The organism is Vreelandella sp. L-25 (assembly GCF_056857535.1).
Genome location: NZ_JBSXNH010000027.1, coordinates 24,955 through 47,943 on the forward strand (window position 1 = coordinate 24,955; position 22,989 = coordinate 47,943).

General features: G+C 57.8%; 16 protein-coding genes. 10 read left to right on the forward strand and 6 right to left on the reverse strand.

From position 1 onward, the window contains the following. The first annotated feature begins 117 nt into the window (after window positions 1-117). The gene (locus AC13CN_RS01770) at window positions 118-786 is read left to right on the forward strand and encodes a phosphoglycolate phosphatase (protein WP_058577628.1); all 669 of its coding nucleotides are present in this window, start codon (window positions 118-120) and stop codon (window positions 784-786) included. A 3-nt stretch (window positions 787-789) separates the two neighbouring features. Here the strand turns inward: AC13CN_RS01770 and AC13CN_RS01775 are convergent, their stop codons facing one another. After that, the gene (locus tag AC13CN_RS01775; RefSeq protein ID WP_483052977.1) at window positions 790-1,707 is read right to left on the reverse strand and encodes a metal ABC transporter solute-binding protein, Zn/Mn family; all 918 of its coding nucleotides are present in this window, start codon (window positions 1,705-1,707) and stop codon (window positions 790-792) included. 291 nt (window positions 1,708-1,998) lie between these two features. Here AC13CN_RS01775 and AC13CN_RS01780 point away from each other — a divergent pair, with 291 nt between their 5' ends. The 5 genes from AC13CN_RS01780 to trpC all read left to right on the forward strand — a co-directional run bounded on the left by AC13CN_RS01780 (window position 1,999) and on the right by trpC (window position 9,108). Further along, window positions 1,999-3,735, forward strand: coding sequence for an NAD(P)H-dependent oxidoreductase subunit E (locus tag AC13CN_RS01780; RefSeq protein ID WP_172515646.1), 1,737 nt, complete (start codon window positions 1,999-2,001; stop codon window positions 3,733-3,735). After that, on the forward strand, window positions 3,732-6,548 hold the full coding sequence (gene fdhF / locus AC13CN_RS01785; RefSeq protein WP_062374268.1) for a formate dehydrogenase subunit alpha: 2,817 nt from the start codon (window positions 3,732-3,734) through the stop codon (window positions 6,546-6,548). The genes AC13CN_RS01780 and fdhF overlap by 4 nt, the downstream gene beginning before the upstream one ends. Window positions 6,549-6,634: 86 nt before the next feature. Further along, window positions 6,635-7,240 carry an anthranilate synthase component II gene (locus AC13CN_RS01790; protein WP_172416033.1) on the forward strand — a complete coding sequence of 202 codons (606 nt, stop codon included), beginning with the start codon at window positions 6,635-6,637 and terminating at the stop codon, window positions 7,238-7,240. 36 nt (window positions 7,241-7,276) lie between these two features. Further along, the gene (gene trpD, locus AC13CN_RS01795; RefSeq protein WP_044628137.1) at window positions 7,277-8,296 is read left to right on the forward strand and encodes an anthranilate phosphoribosyltransferase; all 1,020 of its coding nucleotides are present in this window, start codon (window positions 7,277-7,279) and stop codon (window positions 8,294-8,296) included. Between the two features lie 8 nt (window positions 8,297-8,304). Then, a complete protein-coding gene (gene trpC / locus AC13CN_RS01800; protein WP_074210787.1) occupies window positions 8,305-9,108 on the forward strand; it encodes an indole-3-glycerol phosphate synthase TrpC in 804 nt (267 codons plus the stop codon). Between the two features lie 42 nt (window positions 9,109-9,150). On the opposite strand, the gene ydiJ is transcribed toward trpC, so the two are convergent. From ydiJ to AC13CN_RS01815, 3 genes are all read right to left on the reverse strand, one after another. Beyond that, window positions 9,151-12,252, reverse strand: coding sequence for a D-2-hydroxyglutarate dehydrogenase YdiJ (gene ydiJ / locus AC13CN_RS01805; RefSeq protein ID WP_253556854.1), 3,102 nt, complete (start codon window positions 12,250-12,252; stop codon window positions 9,151-9,153). A gap of 88 nt (window positions 12,253-12,340) precedes the next feature. Then, a complete protein-coding gene (locus AC13CN_RS01810) occupies window positions 12,341-12,931 on the reverse strand; it encodes a DUF4202 domain-containing protein (protein ID WP_137094475.1) in 591 nt (196 codons plus the stop codon). 111 nt (window positions 12,932-13,042) lie between these two features. Continuing rightward, the gene (locus AC13CN_RS01815; protein ID WP_044628133.1) at window positions 13,043-14,296 is read right to left on the reverse strand and encodes a dicarboxylate/amino acid:cation symporter; all 1,254 of its coding nucleotides are present in this window, start codon (window positions 14,294-14,296) and stop codon (window positions 13,043-13,045) included. A gap of 241 nt (window positions 14,297-14,537) precedes the next feature. Between AC13CN_RS01815 and serS the strand changes: the two genes are divergently transcribed. Next, window positions 14,538-15,815 carry a serine--tRNA ligase gene (gene serS / locus AC13CN_RS01820; RefSeq protein ID WP_062374236.1) on the forward strand — a complete coding sequence of 426 codons (1,278 nt, stop codon included), beginning with the start codon at window positions 14,538-14,540 and terminating at the stop codon, window positions 15,813-15,815. Here serS and AC13CN_RS01825 read toward each other — a convergent pair. After that, entirely contained in the window at window positions 15,757-16,587 is an 831-nt protein-coding gene (locus tag AC13CN_RS01825) for an SIMPL domain-containing protein (protein ID WP_089674915.1), read from the reverse strand. The genes serS and AC13CN_RS01825 overlap by 59 nt on opposite strands. A 251-nt stretch (window positions 16,588-16,838) precedes the next feature. Here AC13CN_RS01825 and AC13CN_RS01830 point away from each other — a divergent pair, with 251 nt between their 5' ends. From AC13CN_RS01830 to AC13CN_RS01840, 3 genes are read left to right on the forward strand one after another with little or no spacing between them, the layout of a single operon-like run. Beyond that, window positions 16,839-18,059: a TolC family protein gene (locus AC13CN_RS01830; RefSeq protein ID WP_062374231.1), complete on the forward strand. Its 1,221-nt coding sequence runs from the start codon at window positions 16,839-16,841 to the stop codon at window positions 18,057-18,059. Window positions 18,060-18,080: 21 nt separating this feature from the next. Next, window positions 18,081-19,364: an efflux RND transporter periplasmic adaptor subunit gene (locus tag AC13CN_RS01835; RefSeq protein WP_062374228.1), complete on the forward strand. Its 1,284-nt coding sequence runs from the start codon at window positions 18,081-18,083 to the stop codon at window positions 19,362-19,364. Window positions 19,365-19,378: 14 nt separating this feature from the next. Next, complete coding sequence (locus AC13CN_RS01840) at window positions 19,379-22,576, forward strand: efflux RND transporter permease subunit (RefSeq protein ID WP_483052978.1); 3,198 nt, start codon at window positions 19,379-19,381, stop codon at window positions 22,574-22,576. A gap of 52 nt (window positions 22,577-22,628) precedes the next feature. Here AC13CN_RS01840 and AC13CN_RS01845 read toward each other — a convergent pair. Next, window positions 22,629-22,989: ATP-binding protein (locus AC13CN_RS01845; protein WP_483052979.1), on the reverse strand; the 361-nt coding region annotated here is incomplete at its 5' end.

The following is a 22,989-nucleotide window of genomic DNA, read 5'->3' on the forward strand; positions in this document are numbered from 1 at the left end:
ATATAGCCACAGCATAGAACTTTATGTGGTGTATGACGAAGGGCTAAGTAGGTAAGATGATCAAATTAATCGACACTGTTGCCAACTAGCAGCCTAAGCACATAAGTGAGGCCACGCGTGCATACCATTTTGCAAGCAAAGCGGTTAATCGCCTTTGATTTAGACGGCACGTTAATCGACTCAGTGCCCGATTTGGCCGTTGGCGTGCAGCGGGCGCTGCAAGAAGTTGGGCTGGCGCAGCCGAGTGAAGATCAGGTGCGCGATTGGGTGGGCAACGGCGCACAGGTACTGGTAGAGCGAGCGCTGTCCTGGGCACTCAACGCCGCACCGGAGGCAGCGTTGCAACAAAACGCCTACGAAGCGTTTATGCGCCATTACGGGGCCGCGCCCAATGCATTAACCAAACTCTACCCGGACGCGTCTGAAGCGCTTCATGCGCTGCATGAGGCGGGTTTTGTGCTGGCCTTGATTACCAATAAACCCGAGCGGTTCATTGCGCCTATTTTAAGCCACTTTGGTGTGCTGGCGCTGTTCACGTCTACCGTGGGCGGCGACTCGCTAGCCGAGAAAAAACCCAGCCCGTTGCCGCTTCTGCATGTTGCCCATACGCTGGATATTGCCCCCTCGGCGAGCGTGATGGTGGGGGACTCTCGTCATGATATCGCGGCGGGTAAGGCGGCGGGCTTTACGACGGTGGCACTGCCATATGGCTATAACCACGGCGACCCCATCGAGCAGAGCCACCCGGATCTGATAGTGGCATCGCTTCGCGAGCTGGTTAGCTAGCGCCTACTCCTCGGCCCTGGCACCTCCCAGCGCTTCATGCAACAGCTCGGCATTGTGGCGCAGCATTGCCGGGTAGTTGTAGGCGGGGCCATCGGTATCACTCAGCGTATCCACATAGAGCGGGCCTGCTAGCGTAAGGCCAGCCTCTCGCGCTAGGGCATCCATATGGATATAGGGCGTCGTGCTTTCATAAAACAGCGCGGGCGGACGTTTGTCGGTTAAGCGTTTGCTCATGATTTCCATAGCCTGGGCGCTGCCCAGTGTCTCGCTGCCTAGGCCCCAAATCGCGGCATACTCAAAGCCGTAAGCGTGGGCAAAATAGCCAAAAGCCGCTTCACTGGTAGTGAGTATACGATTGGTTTGCGGAATCCCCTCCAGGCGCTCTTGTATCTGCTGGTCGAGTAGGGTAAGCGCCTCCCTGGCTTGCACCGCTCGAGCCTGAAAAGCGGCTGCTTTGTCGGGATAGCGTACGCTTAGGGTGTGAGTGATTACCTCGATATAAGCGGCAGCTCCTTTGGGGTCCATCCACATATGGGGGTCCGGATTGCCTTTATGCTGACCCACTGGAATCGTCAGCGGCGCATAGTTGGCGCTTTCGGCCAGAGCCATTAGCGTTAGCGTGTCGTTGGCCATCGCTTCTACATGACGGATCCATGGCTCTAGCCCGTGGCCGTTGTAAAACACAATATCGGCCTCTTCCACTGCAAGTACGTTAGGGGGCGTCAGCTCCCAGCGGTGAACATCATCGCCCTCCGGTACAATCGTCGTGATGCTGATATCATCGCCTGCGACACGCTTGACTAAATCTTCGATGACCGAAAACGACGCTATCACTTTAATCGAAGTGGCCGCGAATGCCTGGGGGGTGATGAATGTCGCCACTAATAAGAGCGTGATTATCCAGGGTGCCCGCTTGTCCATACCACGCTCCTAACCTATTAAAATGACGGCAAATCATAAAGAGTGTCCTGCTTTGTTGCTAGAGCCATTGCCGCGCTTTGCTTTAGAGCAAAGCGTAGTGCCAACTCCTGCAAACGAAGTGGTTTCACCCACGCCTGTTAACCTCTATGCTTTAAAAAAATGCCGCTTAATAACGACATGGTGGACAAAATAGCTACTATCTATGTTCGCCTAGCCCTAAGCCTAGTCCTCTTTTGACAAGCGTAGCTTTTTTTAAATCACTCTTTTGAACAGCTTTCTGGATAGCGTGTCATGACCCCTCAAAATGGTATGTCCTCTCGCCGCCGCGGGTACCCTAAAGGGCGTGATGTAGCGCCTGTCGCACTGGCGGCGCTGCGTGACCTGTTAGGCGATGAGCGCCAGACGCCAAGCCTAAAGCGTCGCGACCTGTTGATAGAGCATCTACACGCCATTCAGGATGCCCACGGCCACTTATCGCTTGTGGAACTGCGCGCCCTGGCAGCCTATATGAACCTGCCCATGGCAGCGGTGTACGAGACGGCGACGTTCTATGCCCATTTCGATGTGGTGCACGACCACCAAGCGCCCCCGCCGGATACCACAATTCGCGTCTGTGATTCTCTTTCCTGCCAATTAGCGGGGGCCAGTGCGCTGCACAAAGCATTAGAGGCCCGCGTTGATCCTGACTGTGTACGGGTGATCCGTGCGCCCTGCATGGGCCGCTGCGATACCGCGCCGGTGGCAGAAGTGGGCCATCACCATGTGCTGTATGCCACCGCAGAAGGCGTCGAGGCCGTGGTGGATACCGGCCACTTTCACCCTGAAGCGATTTTGTGGCAGCGCCTTGACGCCTATCAGCAGGCAGGCGGTTCCCAGTTACTGGCCCATGTGCGCAGCGGTAAGATCAGCATTGATGAGGTGCTGCAGGCGCTTGAAGCGTCGGGCCTGCGAGGCTTGGGAGGCGCGGGCTTCCCTACGTTTAAAAAGTGGCAGGCGGTGCGCCAAGCCGCCGGGCCGCGCTACTGCGTGATTAACGCTGATGAGGGCGAGCCGGGGACGTTTAAAGACCGCTACTATTTAGAGCGCGCGCCGCATCAGTTTCTTGAGGGCGCGCTGATTAGCGCTTGGGCGATAGAGGCCGAGGCGCTCTATATCTATCTGCGCGACGAATACCCCGGCCTTCACCGTGTGCTCCATGAAGCGATTGCAGAGCTTGAGCAGTCGGGCATCGTCGCGCCTGGATTCATCATCATGCGCCGGGGCGCGGGCGCTTATATCTGCGGTGAGGAGTCGGCGCTGATTGAATCCTTGGAGGGCAAACCGGGTAAGCCGCGCCACCGCCCGCCTTACGTAGCCCAGCAGGGGCTGTTGGGCCGCCCCACGCTGGTCAATAACGTTGAAACCGTTTATTGGATTCCTGCCATTTGGCACAAAGGGGCTGAGTGGTTTGCTGGGCATGGGCGCAATGGTCGACGAGGCCTGCGCAGTTTTTCTGTCTCCGGGCGAGTGAACAAGCCCGGCGTGTACTTGGCGCCAGCAGGCATCACGCTGCGCGAGTTGATAGAGGAGTATGCAGGCGGCATGGCGGAAGGGCATACGCTGGTCGCTTATCTGCCCGGCGGCGCCTCGGGTGGCATTCTGCCCGCCAGTAAAGCCGATGTGCCGCTGGATTTCGACACGCTGCAGGCGCACGGCAGTTTTATTGGGTCAGCGGCGATTATCGTGCTCTCTGAGCAAGACAATCTTCAGGCGGTGGCCACCAACCTGCTGGCTTTTTTTGCCGATGAATCCTGCGGGCAGTGTACGCCTTGCCGGGTAGGCAGCGAGAAAATGCTCAGCTTGCTAGAGCAACCCACATGGGATGTGCAGGCGCTCACTCGACTGGCACAAGTGATGCAGGACGCCTCGATTTGCGGCCTGGGGCAAGCGGCTCCAAATCCTGTATTGGGGCTACTCAAGGATTTCCGCCCTGCGCTCGCCCAACAGCAGATTATTGTCAGCGATGCCGCTGAAGGGAGTGCACCATGACCGCTTCGTTCACTATTGTATTGGATGATCAAGAAGTCACTGCCTACCCCGGAGAAACCCTTTGGCAGGTGGCCAAGCGCGCTGGAGAGAGCATTCCCCACCTCTGTTTCAAAGACGCCCCTGGCTACCGCGCCGACGGCAACTGCCGGGCCTGTATGGTGGAAGTGGAAGGCGAGCGCGTGCTGGCGGCAAGCTGTATCCGCGAGGCCAAACCCGGCATGGTGGTACACAGCGCCCACTCGCCCCGTGCCACACAAGCGCGTGAAACGGTATTGGAACTGCTGATGGCCGACCAGCCCAGCCGCGCCCAAAGCCCTGACCGCTCCAGCCACTTCTGGGAAGTAGCCGACCAGTTAGCGGTCGACGAAGCGGCCGTTAAGTCGTGGCTACCGCCACGCCGTAAAGCAGCCGTCAACCATGCAGCGGCTGCGCCAAAGGTGAGCCAGCCAGATACCAGCCACCCGGCGATGCACGTTAACTTGGACGCCTGCATTACCTGCAACCTATGCGTGCGCGCCTGCCGCGAGGTGCAGAGTAACGATGTCATCGGCATGGCGCAGCGGGGCGCCGCCGCCACCGTGGTATTTGATTTTGCCGACCCGATGGGCCAGAGCACCTGCGTAGGCTGCGGCGAGTGCGTGCAAGCATGCCCCACCGGCGCATTGATGCCCGCCACCGTGGTCAATGCCGCAGGTCAGGGCGATTCTCAAAGCCAGCGGCAGGTGGATTCCGTGTGCCCCTACTGCGGGGTGGGCTGCCAGCTGACGTACCATATTAACGACGATGCCCTGGCCTATGTGGAAGGGCGCAACGGCCCCGCTAACCAGAACCGCCTGTGCGTGAAAGGCCGATTTGGGTTTGATTACGTGAGCCACCCGACACGCCTGACCAAGCCGCTGATACGCTTACCTGGGATTCCCAAGGCGCTCGACTCTACCTTTGACCCTGCCAATCCATTTAGCCACTTCCGCGAAGCCAGCTGGGACGAAGCGCTGGAAATCGCGGCAGGCGGCCTAATGGCGATTAAACAGGCGCAAGGCCCCAAAGCGTTGGCGGGCTTTGGCAGCGCCAAATGCTCTAACGAAGAGGCGTGGCTGTTCCAGAAGTTGGTGCGTACCGGTTTTGGCAGCAATAACGTGGATCACTGCACGCGGCTTTGCCATGCCAGCTCCGTTGCGGCGCTGATGGAGTGCTTAGGCTCTGGCGCGGTGACCGCTTCGTTTATGCAGGCGCTGGAGGCTGATGTGGTGATCCTTACCGGCTGCAACCCGGCGGTGAATCACCCCGTGGCGGCGACGTTCTTCAAGCAGGCAGCCAAGCGGGGTACTGAGATCATCATTCTCGACCCTCGCGGGCAGTCGCTGGACGCTTACGCCAGCATGAGTGTGCGCTTTACACCGGGGGCGGATGTATCGCTGTTCAACGCGCTGCTCCACGTGATCATCGCGGAAGGCCTGTATAACCAAGCCTACATCGACGCCCACACCGAAGGCTTTGAAGCGCTCAAGCAGAGCGTGGCTCACAGCACACCGGACGCCATGAGTGCGCTGTGCGGCGTAGCCCCCGACACTATTCGTGAGGTGGCGCGCCGCTACGCCAACGCCGAGAAAGCGATGATTTTCTGGGGTATGGGTATTTCTCAGCACACCCACGGCACCGATAATGCCCGCTGTTTGATCTCGTTGGCACTGGCCTGCGGCCACACCGGTCGCCCCGGCACAGGCCTGCACCCGCTGCGCGGTCAAAATAACGTGCAGGGTGCCTCGGATGCGGGGCTGATTCCTATGATGCTGCCGGACTACCAGCCTGTGGGCGATAGCCAGCTGCGTGCCGCGTTTGAAGAGCTATGGAACACGCCGCTGAGCGATGAGCCTGGGCTAACGGTGGTGGAAGTGATGAATGCGATTCACGCAGGCGAGGTGCGTGGTATGTACATTGTGGGTGAAAACCCAGCGATGTCCGACCCGGATCTTACCCACGCCCGCGCCGCGCTGGGTAAGCTTGAGCATTTGGTGGTGCAGGATCTGTTTATCACTGAAACTGCCCAGTTCGCCGACGTGATTCTGCCTGCTTCTGCGTGGCCCGAAAAAGACGGCACCGTGACCAACACTAACCGCCAAGTACAGCTGGGCAGGGCGGCATTACCGCTGCCAGGAGAAGCTAAGCCGGACTGGTGGATCATCCAAGAGATCGCTAACCGCTTTGGGCTGGGCTGGCGCTATCAGCACCCGCAAGACGTGTTTGCCGAAATGCAGCAGGGAATGCACTCGTTCAACCACATTAGCTGGGAGCGGCTAGCGCGGGAGAACTCCGTCACGTACCCCTGCCCAGCCGAGGATGCCCCCGGCCAGGACGTGGTCTTTAGCGACACCTTTCCGCGCGCTGGCGGGCTGGCTAAATTCGCCCCCACGCGCCCGCTACCGCCGGACGAGCCGGTGGATGATGAGTACCCGACGGTACTGACCACCGGTCGCCAGTTAGAGCATTGGCATACGGGTACCATGACGCGGCGTGCTCAGGTGCTCGACGCCCTAGAGCCAGAAGCGGTCGCCAGCCTCTCACCGGGCGAGCTCAACCGTCTGGGGGTAGTACCGGGCGAGAAGCTCACCATAACCACGCGGCGTGGAACGATTACGCTGACCGCCCGAGTGGACGATAAAATCCCCGATGGGATGGTGTTTGTGCCGTTTGCCTATGCCGAGGCCGCCGCCAATCTGCTCACCAACCCGGCCCTGGACCCCTACGGCAAAATACCCGAGTTCAAGTACGCCGCCTGCCGACTGGAGCGGGCAGCGGTGCCGCAGCCCCACTAAGCGCGCGCTGCCCCTGCAAGGAGCGTCTGGGTTGGGGTATCATCTCGCCTGTGCGGTTTTATTTATGTGATGGAGTAAGCGGGGCGATGGCGCAAGCGCAGGCAGTGCAACGGGTGTTGATGCTGGATAACTACGACAGCTTCACGTTTAACATCGTCCAGTACCTTAGTGAACTGAATGCCGAGGTGGTGACCTACCGCAACGATGAGATTACCCTGGAGCAGATGCGCGCCCTGGCGCCTACCCATCTGGTGATTTCGCCCGGCCCGTGTACGCCCAACGAAGCGGGCATTTCGCTAGCGGCCATCGAGCATTTTGCGGGCAAACTGCCTATTTTGGGCGTTTGCCTGGGGCATCAGGCCATCGGCCAGGTGTACGGCGGCAAAGTGGTGCGGGCAACCCAGGTGATGCACGGTAAAACCTCGGCCGTGGTGCACCGTGGGCAGGGCGTGTTCAGCGGGCTGGAAAACCCGCTGGAAGTGACGCGTTATCACTCATTAGTCGTTGAGCAGGAGAGCCTGCCCGACTGCCTAGAAGTGACCGCCTGGACCGCCGAGGATGACGTAACGCCCGGGCTGATCATGGGCTTTCGTCATCGTACCCTTGATGTGGAAGGGGTACAGTTTCACCCTGAGTCGATACTCACGCGCCAGGGCCATGCGTTATTGGCCAATTTTTTACAACGCGGCTGATCGCCAAATTCATACGCTTTAGGGGCTTTCCTGCTCATGCAAATGCGAGACGCAATTAACGCGGTGATGCGCCGCGAAGACCTCTCTTTCAATGCGATGCACGCACTGATGCGCCAGATCATGACCGGCGAAGCCTCCGACGCGCAAATTGGCGGCCTGCTGGTGGGGCTGGCCATGAAAGGCGAAAGCGCTGAAGAGATCAGCGCCGCCGCCCAGGTGATGCGCGATTTAATGAAACGCGTCGAGCTACACACCGAGAACGTGGTGGATATCGTCGGTACTGGCGGCGATGGCGCGAACCTGTTTAATGTGTCCACGGCGTCTAGTTTTGTGGCCGCCGCTGGCGGTGCCCATGTGGCTAAACATGGCAATCGCAGCGTCTCCTCTTCTTCTGGCAGCGCTGATTTATTCGATATTGCCGGCATCTATCTCGACCTCAAGCCTGAACAAGTGGCGCGCTGTATTGAGCAGGTCGGCGTTGGCTTTATGTTCGCACCTAACCACCACCCCGCCATGCGCTATGCCATTGGGCCACGGCGGGAAATGGGCGTACGTACGCTGTTTAATATTCTTGGCCCGCTCACCAACCCCGCCAGCGCGCCCAATCAAGTGTTGGGCGTGTATTCTGCGGAGCTGGTGCCGCTGATGGCCGAGGTATTGCGCAAGCTGGGTAGCCGCCATGTCATGGTGGTGCATTCTGAAGATGGACTGGATGAAATCTCTCTGGCAGCGCCCACTCTGGTGGCAGAGCTAAAAGATGGCGAGATTACCCAGTACACCATTACGCCGGAATCCCTGGGCATCGAGCGCCAAAGCCTCGCCACCCTTAAAGCATCCAGCGCGGAAGATAGCCTGCGTTTGGTGAAAGCCGCACTTAGCGGTGAAGGAGCGGCGGCAGATATGGTGGCACTCAACGCCGGGGCGGCGCTCTACTGCGCGGGCGTGGCCGATAGCTTGAAAGAGGGCGTGATGGTGGCCCAGGATGCCCAGGCCTCCAAACTACCGCTTGAAAAGCTCAGAGAGCTTTCGCACTTTACTAGCGTCTTTAAAGGGTAAAACTTCCAATGAGTGACCAGGCAACGCCGACTATTTTAACGCGCATTTTGGCCCGTAAAGACCAGGAAGTCGCTGAGCGTCAGCAAGCAGTATCTGAAGCGGATCTGCTAGCGCTAGCGGAGAAGCAGAGTGCGCCCCGTGGCTTTATTGAAGCATTGAATCAGCGTATTGCGGCAGGCGACGCGGCAGTCATCGCCGAGGTGAAAAAAGCCTCGCCCTCTAAAGGCGTGATGCGTGAAGAGTTTCACCCAGCGGATATTGCCAAAAGCTACGCCCAGGGCGGCGCAGCGTGCCTTTCCGTGCTGACTGATGCCGACTTCTTCCAGGGCCACGAGGATTACCTAATTGCCGCTCGCGATGCCTGCGACCTGCCGGTGATCCGCAAAGACTTTATCACCCACGGTTATCAGGTCACTGAAGCGCGCGCCATCGGTGCGGACTGCATCCTATTAATTGTGGCGGCGCTCAATGACGCTCAGCTGCGCGACCTGCACCAGCAGGCCAACGCATTGGGGATGGATGTGCTGGTGGAAGTTCACGATGCAGAGGAGCTAGAGCGTGCCCTGGCGCTGAACCTAAAGCTGGTGGGTATTAACAACCGCAACCTACACACTTTTGATACCAGCCTGAATACCACTCTGGATCTGCTGCCGCGTATCCCTGAAGGCGTGACCGTGATCACCGAGTCAGGCATTCACACGCGTGATGACGTAGAGCTAATGCGTGACCACGAGGTCAATGGCTTTTTGGTCGGTGAAGCGTTTATGCGCGAAGAGGACCCTGGTTTGGCCCTCAAGCGGCTGTTTTTCTAAACGCCCACACGGATATCAGCAAGCCCCAGCAGGCCAGCCGCGTTAGCGGCTGGCCTGTTTGATACTGGTCAGCAGAGCTTGCAGCGGGTGGGGCAGGGTTTGCGCTGAGTAGCGCTTCACCTGACTGCGGCAGGAGTAGCCGGTGGCCAGTAGCTTACCGCTGTTCTCCTCTGCTTCGACCTGGGGCTGCCACGACTGAGCGTAGATTGTTTTGGAGGTAGCGACGTTACGGGTCTCATGGCCGTAGGTACCGGACATGCCGCAGCAACCGGTAGCCATCAGCTCAAGCTCTAAACCAAACGCCGCAAACACCTGCTGCCACGCTTTCGGGCTGCCCGGCGCGTTGGTTTTTTCGGTGCAGTGGGAAAGCAGCTTAAAGCCTGGGTCTTTGAGCGTTAGCTGGCCGGGGGCGAGGGTGTTGACGCGGGTGGCTAGCCACTCCTGCAGCATCAGTACGTTCGGCACCTTATCGCCGCCCAGCGCTTTAACGTACTCCTGGCGGTAGGTCAGCGTCATGGCTGGGTCGATGCCTACCATGGGCACCTCGAACTCACTAAGCGCGCGAAGGCGTTTGGCCTGCTTCTCTGCCGTGCGCTCAAATGCACCCAAAAAGCCCTGTACGTGCAGCGGCTTGCCGTTGGCGGAAAACGGCATGACGAACACGCGCAAGTTTAGCCGCGATAGTAGCTCTACCACATCCATCACCAGCTTGGCTTCAAAGTGGGTGGTGAAGGCGTCTTGCACAATCACGACGCTGTTGGCCCGCTGCGGCTCGGTGAGTAGCGCAAGCGATGTGGGCGTGGCTTCCGCAACGCCCCAGGCGCGCAGCTGCTTTTTCACGCTAGCGCGAGATAGCGCGGGGGAGTCGCTAATGCCGAGCCCTTTCTGCATGAGTTGCTCTACCCAGCGCTGGCCAAGGGCGGCGTTATACAGCGGAGCCATCTTGGTTAACGCAGGCAGCATAAATTCAGTGCCGCCAATCACGTAGTCGCGTAGCGGGCGCAGATAGCGGCCGTGATACACCTCTAAAAACTGTGAGCGGAACTGCGGTACGTTGACTTTGATCGGACACTGGCCCGCGCAGGACTTACACGCCAAGCAGCCCGCCATGGCGTCGTAGACTTCATGGGAGTAGTCGTGGTGCTGCTGGCGGCTAACAGTGTTCATCACCCGCTTGGGGAAGCTTTTGATAAAGCCCCAGGTGCGCTCGGCTTTCTTTTTGCGCGACTCTTCCACCACGTCGATGCCCGCTTGCGACTGCAAGCGCAGCCACTCACGAATCAAGCTGGCGCGGCCTTTAGGGGAGTGGCGGCGGTCGCGGGTGGCCTTCCACGAGGGGCACATGGGGTCGTCCACATCGTAGTTGTAGCAAGCGCCGTTGCCGTTGCAGTACACCGCTGCGTCATAGGCCTGCCAGGCCCGCTCGTCAATGGTGCGGTCGAGCTGGCCGCGCATGGGCACGCCGTCGACAGTGAGCAGTTCCGGGTCGCTCTCTTTGGCGATCAACGTGATACTTTCAGAAGGTGAAGCGATCTTGCCGGGGTTGAGCTGGTTGTGCGGATCGAAGGCCGCCTTGACTTGCTGCAGGCAGGGGTAAAGCTCACCGAAAAACTTCGGCCCGTACTCGGAGCGCACGCCTTTACCGTGTTCGCCCCACAGCAGCCCGCCGTACTTCTGGGTGAGCGCAGCGACTTCGTCAGAAATCTCGCGAATCAGCGCTTCCTGGGCGGGGTCTTTCATATCCAGCGCCGGGCGCACGTGCAGCACCCCCGCATCCACATGGCCAAACATGCCGTAGGAGAGCTTGCGTGCATCTAGCGCGGCGCGGAACTCGGTAATGAAGTCGGCCAAATGTTCCGGCGGAACGGCGGTGTCCTCCACGAACGGCAGCGGACGCTTCTCCCCCTGCACGTTACCCAGCAGACCTACCGAGCGTTTGCGCATGGCGTAGACTTTCTGAATCTGCGGGCGGCCTTCCGCCAGGGTGTAGCCTAGCCGCTCCACGGTGGCATCCTGGCTCAGGTGCTGGGTAAACGCTGTTACACGCGCTGCGAGCTGTTCGGGGTCATCGTCGTTGAACTCGATCAGGTTGATGCCCTGAATGGGCGTGCTGCCCGCCGGGAAAAATTCCGCCACGCTGTCCCAAACGAAGTCTTCCATCGCCAGTTGCAGCACGGTGTCGTCGATGGTTTCAATGGAGGTGGGCGATGCGCTGGCGGTCATCAGCGCCTTGGCATCCCGCAAGGCAGCCATAAAGCTGGGATAGCGCACGTTGACGAGCGTAGAGTGCTTGGGAATCGGCAAGACGTTGAGCACGGCTTCGCTCAAAAAGCCCAGGGAGCCTTCCGAACCGCACAGCAGGCTATTCAGGTTGAGCCGCCCATCTTCGCGCAGGTGGGCCAAGTCGTAGCCGGTCAGGCAGCGGTTGAGCGGCGGGAACGTCGCCTCGATCAGTTCGCGCTGTTGGTCGATAATCGTCGCGGCGGTTTGATGTACTTTACCCAGCACACCTGCTTGCGCTAACGCCTGCTGCTCCTCATCGGCGCTCAGCGGGCGGCTGTGTAAATGCTGCCCGCCGAGCAGAATCGTATCCAGCTCTAACACGTGGTGGCGAGTTTTGCCGTACTGGCAGCTCCCCTGGCCGCTGGCATCGGTAGAGATCATACCGCCAATGGTGGCGCGGTTAGAGGTGGAGAGTTCAGGGGCGAAAAACAGCCCGTGGGGCTTCAGCGCGGCGTTGAGCTGGTCTTTGACCACGCCTGCCTGTACCCGCACCCGGCGGGCTTCCACGTCAATCTCAATGATTTGGTTCATATGGCGGGAGACATCCACCACGATGCCATCGGTCAGCGACTGGCCGTTGGTGCCGGTGCCGCCGCCCCGCGGGGTGAGGACGATATCCCGGTGGGGCAGCTCGGAGGCGAGCTTGGCAAGGCGCTCTAAGTCTTCGGCGTGTTTGGGAAACACCGCCGCCTGGGGAAGGCGCTGGTAAATCGAGTTATCCGTCGCCAGCACAGTGCGGTTGGCGTAATCCGGTGCTATTTCACCTTCGAACCCGCGCGCGCGGAGGTCTTCGATAAAACGCACGTAGTGGCTGCCAATTCGTTCGAAAGGGGCCGTGCGAGAATCCAAGGATGCAATCATAGGAGGTTGAGCCGTCACTGCTGGAAGCGGATAGGGGATAGCGCTACTTTACCGCAGCTACTGCGGCGGTGCATCTTGATGGGGCATCTCAGTGGCTGTCTAACGCCTCTTTGACGAGCGTTGCACAGGCGTCGTTCATGGGCAGTGTCAGGGCCAGCGCATGCGCTTGCGGCGACATCTTGCCCCAGGTCTTTTGCACAATGCGCACCATGTGCTCGTGCTCCACCTTGCGGGAGAAATCGGCGAAGTAGTTTTCTAAGAACACTAGGCAGGCGCAGTCCTCTAGGGCTTGCACATCGCTATCGCGCCCCAGGCCTTGCTTGCGAATCATGCTGGCGACGCGTTTGGCCTCCTCTTGGGAATAGCCCGCCTCTTCCATGATCGCTGCCGTGGTATCGCCTGCCTGGGCACTTTGGTCCCGCCGCCAAGTTAAGTAGCCAATACGACCTTCTGGGTAATCGCTTCGCGGCAGCTGCCAGCGCTGCAGATGCTGGGCGCGCACGGCAATGCGCAACAGTTCGCTCGGCGTCTCCTGCAGTCGCTCTAGCCACTGGCTCATACGCTGGGCATAGATAAGTTCTTGTGGCTGAGAAGTGCCATCTGCGAGAGTGGTTGGCCGTGGGTCTTGAGCATGGAGCGCATCAATAGCGGCAAGGGTGTGTTCAAAGGCAGAAGACATATCGGCTCGCTTGGTTCAGTGGTCAGAGTGACATCCTAGCAGCTTGTAGTTCGGTATAAAAAAGCGCCCGCTACCAAGGGGAGCGGGCGCGAGGGATAGCCTAATCGATTATTAAGAGCGGCTGGTGTTGTAGATTTCTTCGTTGAGTTCGCCTTCGCTTTTACCTACCAGCGTGGTGACCATCAGATCGCCTGCGACGTTAACACTGGTACGCGCCATATCCAGAATGCGGTCAATACCCGCAACCACGGCAATAGCTTCAAGGGGTAGGCCAATTTGTGCCATCACGATGGAGAGCATAATCAGGCCTGCACCAGGAACGCCTGCAGTACCAATCGAGGCCAGCGTGCCGGTGGCTACGATCATGCCGTAATCCATCATGCTCAAATCAGTGCCGGTCATCTGAGCAATAAATAGCACCACCACGCCTTGATACAGTGCGGTGCCATCCATATTGATGGTGGCGCCTACGGGCAGTACAAAGCCGGACACCCCTTCCGATACGCCCAGGTTTTTCTGTGCGCAGCGAATTGAGACGGGCAGGGTGCCTGCTGAGGAAGCAGAAGAAAACGCCACCACGATGGCATCCAGGCTGCCTTTTAAGTAGCGCACCGGGTTCAAACGTCCCATCAGAGAAATAAAGCCAGAGTAGATAACAAGCACATGTAAAATGCTGGCGAGATAGACCACGCCGATCAGTTTGGCGAGTGGGAGCAAAATTTCTAAGCCATACTGGCCCGATACATGGGCAATCAAACCAAACACCCCGAATGGCGCAAACGCCATCACGAGGCCAGTGAGTTTATACATGGCTTCCGCGAAGCTATCGAAGACCTTCATCACCGGCTCGCCTTTTTCACCGATAAGCGTTAGCGAGATGCCCAAGCCAATGGCAAACACAATGATCTGCATAATGTTGCCATTAGCCAGGGCATCAATCGGATTGCGCGGCACGAGATTAATGAGAATCGACATTAGCGATGGTGCTTCGTTAGCCGAGACTTCAGCGTCGAAACTTAGCCCGACACCCACCCCAGGCTGCAGCAGGGTAGAGAGCACAAGGCCAATGCTGATGGCAAAGGCAGTGGTCACCAAGTAAAGGATAATGGTGCGAGCCCCAATACGGCCCATCTTCTGTGGATCGCGCATGGAGGTAATACCCACCACCAGCGTCGAAAAGACCAGCGGCACAATCAGCATCATAATGGCGTTGATGAAGATGTCGCCCAGTGGCTTAAATACACTCGCTGTTTCGCCGAGCAGTGCGCCTGCCAACACCCCGAGCGCCAAACCTGCCAGGATTTTCTGCCATAGAGCGATACGTCGCCACCAACCAAATTTTTCTTGCGTTGCGGTCTCCTGCATAAACTTTCTCCTTTTCTATAACCCGTTGTTAGTGATTCTTGCTTTAAAGCGGCGGGCACTCTATCACTTTTGGCTAATAAGGGGGGATATGCGTAAGGGTCATGGTGCATACCCGTCAACGACTAAGTTCAGCATGGTGGTGCGCTGCCATAGCCCCAACTCGCGCTTTTGCCTACAATAGACCCCTTTGTCACGGCCTTTGAGAGCCGTGTTTCACTGAATTCTGGCCAAGGGATAACTCATGCTCGATCCGAAACTGCTGCGCGGCGATCTTGATGCAACTGCGCAACAACTGGCCCGCCGGGGCTTCGAACTCGATAAAGCGGCACTGCAGGCGCTAGAGTCGCGCCGTCGTGAGTTGCAAACCCAGACCGAACAGTTGCAGAACGAGCGTAATATGCGCTCCAAAGCGATTGGTAAGGCCAAAGCCAATGGCGAAGATATCCAGCCGCTGCTGGATGAGGTGAGCGACTTAGGTGACCGTTTGGATGCTGCTAAGCGCGAGCTGGCCGAGGTACAGGCTGAGTGGGATGACGCGATTAGCGGTATTCCCAACCTGCCCCATGAGAGCGTGCCGGAAGGCAAGAACGAAGACGATAACGTGGAGCTGCACCGCTGGGGCACGCCGCGTGAGTTCGACTTTGAGGTGCTGGACCATGTGGATTTGGGTAAGAAGTCCGGCTATCTCGATTTTGAACTGGCGGCCAAGCTGACCGGCGCGCGCTTTGCAGTGATGCGCGGGCCCATCGCTCGCCTGCATCGCGCGCTGGCGCAGTTTATGCTGGATACGCAAACCCAGCAGCACGGCTATGAAGAGTGCTATGTGCCTTACATGGTGAATCGCGATTCGCTGATGGGTACGGGCCAGCTGCCCAAGTTCGGCGAGGATCTGTTCAAGCTGAACGACGAGCGGGAGTACCACTTGATTCCCACCTCAGAAGTACCGCTGACCAACTTCGTGCGTGATGAGATCGTCGAGCTGGCTGCGCTGCCGATGAAGCTCACGGCGCATACTCCATGTTTCCGTTCGGAAGCTGGCGCTTATGGGCGCGATACCCGTGGCATGATTCGTCAACACCAGTTCGATAAAGTCGAGATGGTGCAAATTGTGGAGCCGGAGAAGAGCTATGAAGCGCTGGAAGAGATGCGCGGCCATGCAGAAGCCATTCTGCAGGCGCTTGAGTTGCCGTATCGGGTGGTGACGCTGTGTACGGGCGACATGGGCTTTGGCGCGGCAAAAACCTACGATTTGGAAGTGTGGCTGCCGAGCCAAAACACCTACCGGGAAATCTCCTCTGTGTCTAACTGCGAAGATTTCCAGGCGCGTCGGATGCAAGCCCGTTACCGCCACCCTGATTCCAAAAAGCCTCAGCTACTGCATACGCTCAATGGTTCGGGTTTAGCAGTAGGGCGTTGCCTGCTGGCGGTGCTCGAAAACCACCAGCAGGCGGATGGGTCGATTACTGTTCCGGCTCCCCTGCAGCCCTATCTAGGCGGCCTCGAGCGTCTTGCCCTCTAAGCGCCCACTCGACGTTCACCCCGGCATCGATGCGAATGGTGCCGGGGCGGTAGTCGCTGGCTGAACCGCTGCCCATAGCGTCACTTTCGGCGCGCATGGCCATCATGCGGGGTTGAAAAACCGGCGCTTGGGTCTCTTCAATGTGTTGAACAGGGCCAAGCGTGACATCTAGCGTGCTCGCCATAAGGTCGGCTTTATGGCGGGCTTTTTCTAACGCTTTTGTCAGTGCTTCGTCGGTGGCGGCGTCGCGATCCTGCAGGTCAAACTGCACACCATCTAACGCATTTACACCAGCGTCAATCAAAGCGTCCAGCACATCGCCTAATTGGTCTATATTAGTTAGCTCAACGCTGAAGGGGCGTTCTAAGCGGGTGCGCATCAGCGTCTCTTGTTCGCCGTTGTCGTTGCGCGGGCCTGCGACATGCTCAGGATACACGTTCAGGGAGCCTGCATTGATGGCGCGTTGCTCAATGCCAATCTCTTCCATGGCGGCAATCAGCTCGCTGGCACGCTGCTCAAGCCGCTCGCGGGCGCTGCCCAGGGCTTCGCTATCGGTGTCTTCTAAGGTTGAAACCGCTGGGGTGTTTTCCCACAAACGTGCAGAGAGCGTGGCTTTATCGGGTTCAACTTCCACCCATGACTGCGCCTGAACGTGAAGGCTTGGCGGAGCAGGCGGCGCGGCGTAAGCCATAGGGGTAGTCAATAGGGCAAACAAAGCGCTACCCACGAGGCCGTAGCGGAGGCGTTTAAAGTGTTGCGTTGCTGTATTCATAGGTCACTTCCTTGCTAAGAGAGCCAATGAGCAGAGTAGGCTAACTAATATTGTGTATCGCTGTTTGGAAGGAAAGGTTGCCATAAAGTTCGCTGGCAAAGAGTAGACGGAAAACAGTTGCTTTTTGTGGATGACGCTTCGAATTCAAGTTCATTTTAACCTTTTCACTTACTATCCTAGCCTGTTCCTACTTTGTCATGGACGCCTCGCGCCCATGAATTGTGGCTATTTACCCCTTCGGGAGAAAGTCGATGAAGGCAAGCAAGCACTCGCCCAGAGCGTTGCTGTGTTCAGTACTATTGTCCATTCCTCTGTTCGGTCAAGCGGAGACTGTGAATTGGACAAATTGGCTCACTGGCCAGATAAGCAAACATCCGGATGTTATGGCGGCGACAGAGCAGGCGGCAGCCCGGAATCAGGATGCTGAGGCAAGCGAACAACCGCTGTATAACCCGGAGCTGTCTGTTGGAGCAGACAGAACGGGCAGTGACAACAACTTTGTGGCAGGGCTATCACAAACGATCGATTGGTCTGATCAACAGGGTGCGCTAAAGGACAAGGCAAAGCTGATCAGGCTTTCCGCTGAAGCTGATTTGAACGAGGCGGTTTTGGCACAAACGTCCGAGTCGCTGTTTGCGCTTGTCGAGTGGCGCGCGGCGACGCGTGCCGAAGAAATTGCGGAATCCCAGCAACACCGTCTGAATGCCTTGCTGGAGCAGGTTGAGCAACGCCAGCAGGCGGGCGACCTGGGGAGTACCGATGCAGAGTTGCTTTTTTTAAGCCTTTCTCAGCAGCTCAGTGAACTCGCCCAGGCAAAGGCCGCAGTTGATCGAGCAGAAACTCAAGTTAGAGAACGTCTGCCGGACTGGAGGCCTCAGGATGGGGGAATCCCCGGGCACATTTGGCCGGCTCTTGCTTCCAGGGTCGATAACGACAATTTGCTGGATCATCCGTCAATTGCTGCTGCCCGCGCGAGGTGGCAGGTGCTGCGGAGCGAAGCCGAGGTGGTCAGTCGCAGAGCGACGGCATCTCCCACGGTCGGGCTGAGCGGAGGGCGTGATGGCGGTGGGAACCTGGTTGGCCTGACGTTCTCGATCCCTCTGAACGTCCGTAATAACTACAGCGCTGAAACCCGGGCTGCGAATCGACGGGCTCTGGAGGCCGAAGCGCGGTTTCAGGCGCTCTACCGGAAACGACAATATGACCTGGCAGGCGCTCGCGCTTCCTGGAAGCGATACGACAAGCAACTCCGTCGATGGAAAGAACTATCCCAGGGGCGTGTACAGCGAAGTGCCGATTTGCTTGAGAAGCAGTGGCAGGTCGGCGACCTCTCCACCTCTGAGTATCTCCAGGCGCTGGGCCAGCGCGCGGAGAGCCTGAAAACCGGTATTGAACTGGAAAAGCAGGCGCAGTTGGGTCTGATTGAGCTCTTGAGCCAGTCTGGCGAACTGATCACCCTCTTCCAATACTAGTCTGGAAACTGGATATTCATTATGAAAAAAGCTCTGATTTCAGTATTCGCATTGACGTTGCTTACAGCCCCACTTTCTTTTGTACAGGCAGAGGAAGATGCTCATCAGGAAGCCGGTCATGATCATGCTGCCAGTGGCGACGATCATCAGGAAGTCACCGGTGAGGAGGGCGAGTATAAGGAAGATCATGGTGAAGAAGGTGAGCATGAGGAGGAAGGTGAGCATGAGGAGGAAGGTGATCATGAAGAGGAAGGGGGGCACGGCCACGAAGACGAGAACGGTGGCCATGAAGAAGCGGCCACCGCAAGCATCAATGCCAAACAGAAAGAGCTCGCCGGCATTGAAGTAGCAACCCTTGAGAGCAAGCGCGTTGACTATGAAATCTACGCTCCCGGTGAGCTGCTGACCAACGGCTATACCAGCTATCACGTGTCCCCCCGGGTTGCCTCAGTGGTGCTGCGGCGTCACGTGGAACTGGGTGAGCACGTAACCAAGGGCCAGCCGCTGGTAACCCTGTTCAGTGAGACGGTGGCACAGGCGCAGGCGGATTACAGGAAAGCTTTTCCTGAATGGAAGCGAATCAGCGGGCTGGGTCGTTCCGTGGTTGGCGATCAGCGGTTCAATACAGCGAAAGCCAACATTGAAGCAGCAAGGGCGACTCTGCTTGCTTACGGGCTGAACGATGATGACATTGGTGCGTTGAAGGCCAGCGGGGTGGATAGTCTCGGTGAATACATGCTCAGGGCTCGCGTGGATGGTGCAGTACTGACCGATGAGTTTGAGCAAGGACAAAGAGTTGAGGCTGGCCAGCCGCTGGTGACTCTTGCTGATGAGAGTGAGCTTTGGGTAGAAGCCCATCTGCCAGCAAGCTCCGACATTGTTCTAGAGAAGGGCGCGGAAGCCGAAGTCAGGGCAGCGGGTCGTGTGGGCGTGGCAACGGTGTCCCAGGAAGCCCACACCATTGATCCTGTGACCCGCACGCGGATTGTCAGGCTGGAGCTGGACAATCCTGAAGATCGTTTTCATCCAGGAATGTTCGCAGATGTGTATTTTCGTTTTAAGACCAGCGAGCCGGTGCTTGCCGTGCCGGAGACTGCATTGATGCGTGGCGCGGACGGCGACTGGACGGTCTATGTGGAAGAGGCCGAAGGCGAGTATGAACCCGTGGAAGTGGAACTGGGCCGCTCAATAGGCGGGCTCCGTGAGGTTTCCGGCCTGGCTGCGGGCCAACGAGTCGTTTTGCGGGGCGCATTTTTTGTGGCCTCTGAGATTGCCAAAGGCGGCTTTGATCCGCACAACCACTGATTCCGGGAGTCATTATGTTCAACCGAGTAGTCGACTGGGCGGTTCAGAACCGCCTGTTGGTTCTTATTGCGCTTGCAGTGCTTATCGCCACGGCCGCGTTTCAGATACCAAAACTGAATCTTGATGCTTTCCCCGACGTTACAAACGTCCAGGTCGCTGTTAATACAGAGGCGCCCGGACTTGCGGCTGAGGAAGTCGAGCAGCTGATCACCTATCCCATTGAATCGGTGATGTATGCGTTGCCGGATGTTGAGGAGGTTCGGTCCATCTCCAAAACCGGGTTGTCTGGTGTCACCGTGGTCTTTAAAGAGGGCACGGATATCTATTTCGCGCGCCAACTGGTTTTCGAGCGGTTGCAGGCCGCGCGGGAGCTGATTCCGGACGGGGTCGGGGTGCCTGAAATGGGGCCGAATTCGTCCGGTCTTGGCCAGGTCTACCAGTACTTGCTGATAGCGGACCCGGATTCGGGGTACGACGCAATGGAATTGCGCAGCTTGCACGACTGGCTGGTCAAACTGTTGCTGATACCGGCTGAAGGGGTTACGGAAATCCTGTCGTTTGGCGGAGAGGTCCGCCAGTACCAGGTTAACCTGAACCCGGCGCGAATGCTGTCCTATGACTTATCACAGAACGATGTCATGGAAGCCCTGGAGAACAACAACTCCAATGTTGGGGGCTGGTATATGGGCCGCGGGCAGGAGCAGTTGGTTATTCGCGGTATGGGCTGGCTGGGTAATGGCGAGCAGGGGCTCGAGCAGATCCGTCAGGTGCCCGTTAAAACCAGTGATGGCATTACAGTGACAGTGAACGATGTCGCCGAGGTAGCGCTGGGCACTGAAATTCGCCAGGGTGCGGTAACCATGACCCGGAAGGATGAAGCCGGTCAGGTTGAACAACTGGGTGAAGTGGTTTCTGGCATTGTACTCAAACGAATGGGGGCCAACACAAAAGCCACCATCGACGGCATCGAGGCCCGCATTGATCGCATAAATCAGGCGCTTCCGAGTGGGGTTCGTTTTGAGCCCTATTACAACCAGGCGGATCTGGTGACCAAGGCCGTAGAGACGGTGACCAATGCGCTTTTGTTGGCTTTTGTGTTTATTGCGATTGTGCTTGCCCTGTTCCTGATGAATCTGCGGGCAACAACGCTGGTGCTGCTTTCAATACCGATTTCCATCGGGATTGCCCTGATGATCATGGCCTGGTTCGGTCTCTCGGCCAACCTGATGTCTCTGGGCGGTATTGCTGTGGCAATTGGCATGCTGGTGGACGGCTCTGTTGTTATGGTCGAGAACATGTTCAAACATCTGGCGCATCCCGATGCTGAGCATGACGCCCACCGGAATGAGTTGGCTGAAGGCGACCCCGATCCGCTGGATGCATCGCACGATGATCATGGCGTTGCGCTTAGACTCCAGGAAGCCGGTCGGGAAGTGGCGCGGCCGATCTTTTTCGCGACGGCGATTATCCTGGTCGTTTTCATGCCTCTGTTCAGCTTTGAAGGTGTGGAAGCCAAGCTGTTCCAGCCAATGGCAATCAGCATCATGCTGGCTATCGTGTCGGCGGTGATCGTCGCTCTGGTGGTTGTACCCGCGCTGGCGTCATACATGTTCCGTAAGGGTATCCGGGAGCGGGAAAGCTTCATTCTAAAACCCCTGGAAAAGCTCTATCGCATGGGGCTTGCCTGGTCACTGAAGCATAGCCGCGTGGTTGTTGGCGCGGCGGCGGTTCTTGTTGTGCTGGCGGCGCTGGTTGTTCCACGACTGGGCACGGAGTTCGTGCCTGAACTGGAAGAGGGAACGATCAACCTCCGGGTGACTCTGGCTCCCTCATCAAGCCTCGATACGGCGCTTGAAGTGGCGCCAAAACTGGAGGCCATGCTGATGGAGTTTCCAGAGGTGACTTACGCTCTGTCCAGGGCTGGCCGAGCAGAAATAGGCGGCGACCCGGAGCCAGTTAACAACATAGAGATCTATATTGGCTTAAAACCAACTTCGGAGTGGACCAGCGCCAGTAATCGCTATGAATTGCAGGCTCTGTTTGAGGAGAAGCTCGAACAGCACCCGGGACTACTGTTTAACTTTTCTCAGCCTATCGCGACTCGGGTTGATGAATTGTTGTCAGGTGTTCGTGCGCAGTTGGCCATCAAACTCTTTGGCCCGGATCTCGACGTACTGGCGGAGAAAGGCCAGCAGATTGAAGCGGCGGTCCGAACAGTTCAGGGAACACGGGATGTGGCCATGGAGCAGATTGCCGGTGAAGCGCAGTTGGTGGTTCAGCCAGACCGTCAGGCACTTTCCCGGTACGGACTCGCCGTGTCTGATGTGATGAGTGTCGTCCGGGACGGACTGGGTGGTGCCGCCGCGGGCCAGATCATCAACGGAAATGAGCGGTACGATATCTATGTGCGCCTGGCCAAACGTTTCCGGGAAGACCGGGATGCCATTGCTGATCTCAGGTTGCAGGCGCCTTCCGGAGCCTGGGTGAGACTCGGTGATGTGGCCGATGTGTCTATTGAGTCTGGCCCGCCCCAGGTGCGCCGCGACGACGTTCAGCGCCGTGTGGTCATTCAGTCTAATGTGCAGGGTCGTGACATGGGCAGTGTGGTTGCCGATATTCAGGATACCATCGCGACAGAAGTGAACCTTCCCCCCGGCTATTCGGTGGATATTGGTGGTCAGTTTGAAAACCAGCAACGAGCTCAGAAGCGATTGACCATTGTGGTACCTGTATCTCTGGGCCTGATCGCGCTGTTGCTGTACTTTGCTTTCAGTTCGGTTGGTCAAGCGCTGTTGATTCTGGTCAACGTGCCGCTTGCCGTTATTGGTGGCGTCTTTTCACTCTGGATCTCCGGCCAGTATCTTTCAGTGCCCAGTTCCGTTGGATTTATCACACTGTTTGGTGTGGCGGTGCTTAACGGGGTCGTTATGGTCGAAAGCATCAATCAGCGAATACAGGATGGGTTGAACGTGGATACTGCGGTGTTTGAAGGTGCCGTCTCCCGTTTGCGTCCTGTCTTGATGACAGCAATAACCTCGGCACTCGGTTTGATACCGATGCTATTGTCGACGGGCGTGGGTGCGGAAATCCAGAAGCCATTGGCCAGCGTGATTGTAGGTGGTCTCGTGACTGCAACTTTCCTGACACTCTTTGTTTTGCCGGTTCTGTTCGGTCGCTTTTCAAGAGCCAAGGTGAGTGATATCCAACGGTAAAAAATGGGAGAAGCCGCGCTGCGTCATCGACGGTTGCCTTTCTGGAGGTTTTCTAATCCGGAAGTGGCAGTAGAATGACAATGCTGGCTCCTCCGTTTTTTGAGGTACCCATGTTCATCTGTCCGAGGTTGTCTTCGACAATCTCGGACACGATGGACAATCCGAGCCCAAAACCGGCGACCGTTTCATCCAGCCTGGTACCCCTGTTCATGACAGTGGCTGCCGCCTCGGGAGAAATTCCGGGGCCATCGTCCGCTACTTCTATGGAGAGTCCTGATGACGTGCGGGCGATTGTAACGTCGACGGTTGTCTGGCACCACTTCCCGCCATTTTCGAGTAAATTGCCAAGTAGCTCTGAAAGATCCTGTCGCTCCATTGGCCAGCTGAAGTTTTCAGGTAAGTTGGTGTGGAGG

Bases quoted from the DNA above. Each gene is read 5' to 3' on its own strand.
- ydiJ (WP_253556854.1), bottom strand. From the start codon at position 12,252: ATGATTGCATCCTTGGATTCTCGCACGGCCCCTTTCGAACGAATTGGC.
- AC13CN_RS01775 (WP_483052977.1), bottom strand. From the start codon at position 1,707: ATGGACAAGCGGGCACCCTGGATAATCACGCTCTTATTAGTGGCGACA.
- AC13CN_RS01790 (WP_172416033.1), top strand. From the start codon at position 6,635: ATGGCGCAAGCGCAGGCAGTGCAACGGGTGTTGATGCTGGATAACTAC.
- trpC (WP_074210787.1), top strand. From the start codon at position 8,305: ATGAGTGACCAGGCAACGCCGACTATTTTAACGCGCATTTTGGCCCGT.
- fdhF (WP_062374268.1), top strand. From the start codon at position 3,732: ATGACCGCTTCGTTCACTATTGTATTGGATGATCAAGAAGTCACTGCC.
- serS (WP_062374236.1), top strand. From the start codon at position 14,538: ATGCTCGATCCGAAACTGCTGCGCGGCGATCTTGATGCAACTGCGCAA.
- AC13CN_RS01810 (WP_137094475.1), bottom strand. From the start codon at position 12,931: ATGTCTTCTGCCTTTGAACACACCCTTGCCGCTATTGATGCGCTCCAT.
- trpD (WP_044628137.1), top strand. From the start codon at position 7,277: ATGCAAATGCGAGACGCAATTAACGCGGTGATGCGCCGCGAAGACCTC.
- AC13CN_RS01835 (WP_062374228.1), top strand. From the start codon at position 18,081: ATGAAAAAAGCTCTGATTTCAGTATTCGCATTGACGTTGCTTACAGCC.
- AC13CN_RS01825 (WP_089674915.1), bottom strand. From the start codon at position 16,587: ATGAATACAGCAACGCAACACTTTAAACGCCTCCGCTACGGCCTCGTG.
- AC13CN_RS01840 (WP_483052978.1), top strand. From the start codon at position 19,379: ATGTTCAACCGAGTAGTCGACTGGGCGGTTCAGAACCGCCTGTTGGTT.
- AC13CN_RS01780 (WP_172515646.1), top strand. From the start codon at position 1,999: ATGACCCCTCAAAATGGTATGTCCTCTCGCCGCCGCGGGTACCCTAAA.
- AC13CN_RS01815 (WP_044628133.1), bottom strand. From the start codon at position 14,296: ATGCAGGAGACCGCAACGCAAGAAAAATTTGGTTGGTGGCGACGTATC.
- AC13CN_RS01830 (WP_062374231.1), top strand. From the start codon at position 16,839: ATGAAGGCAAGCAAGCACTCGCCCAGAGCGTTGCTGTGTTCAGTACTA.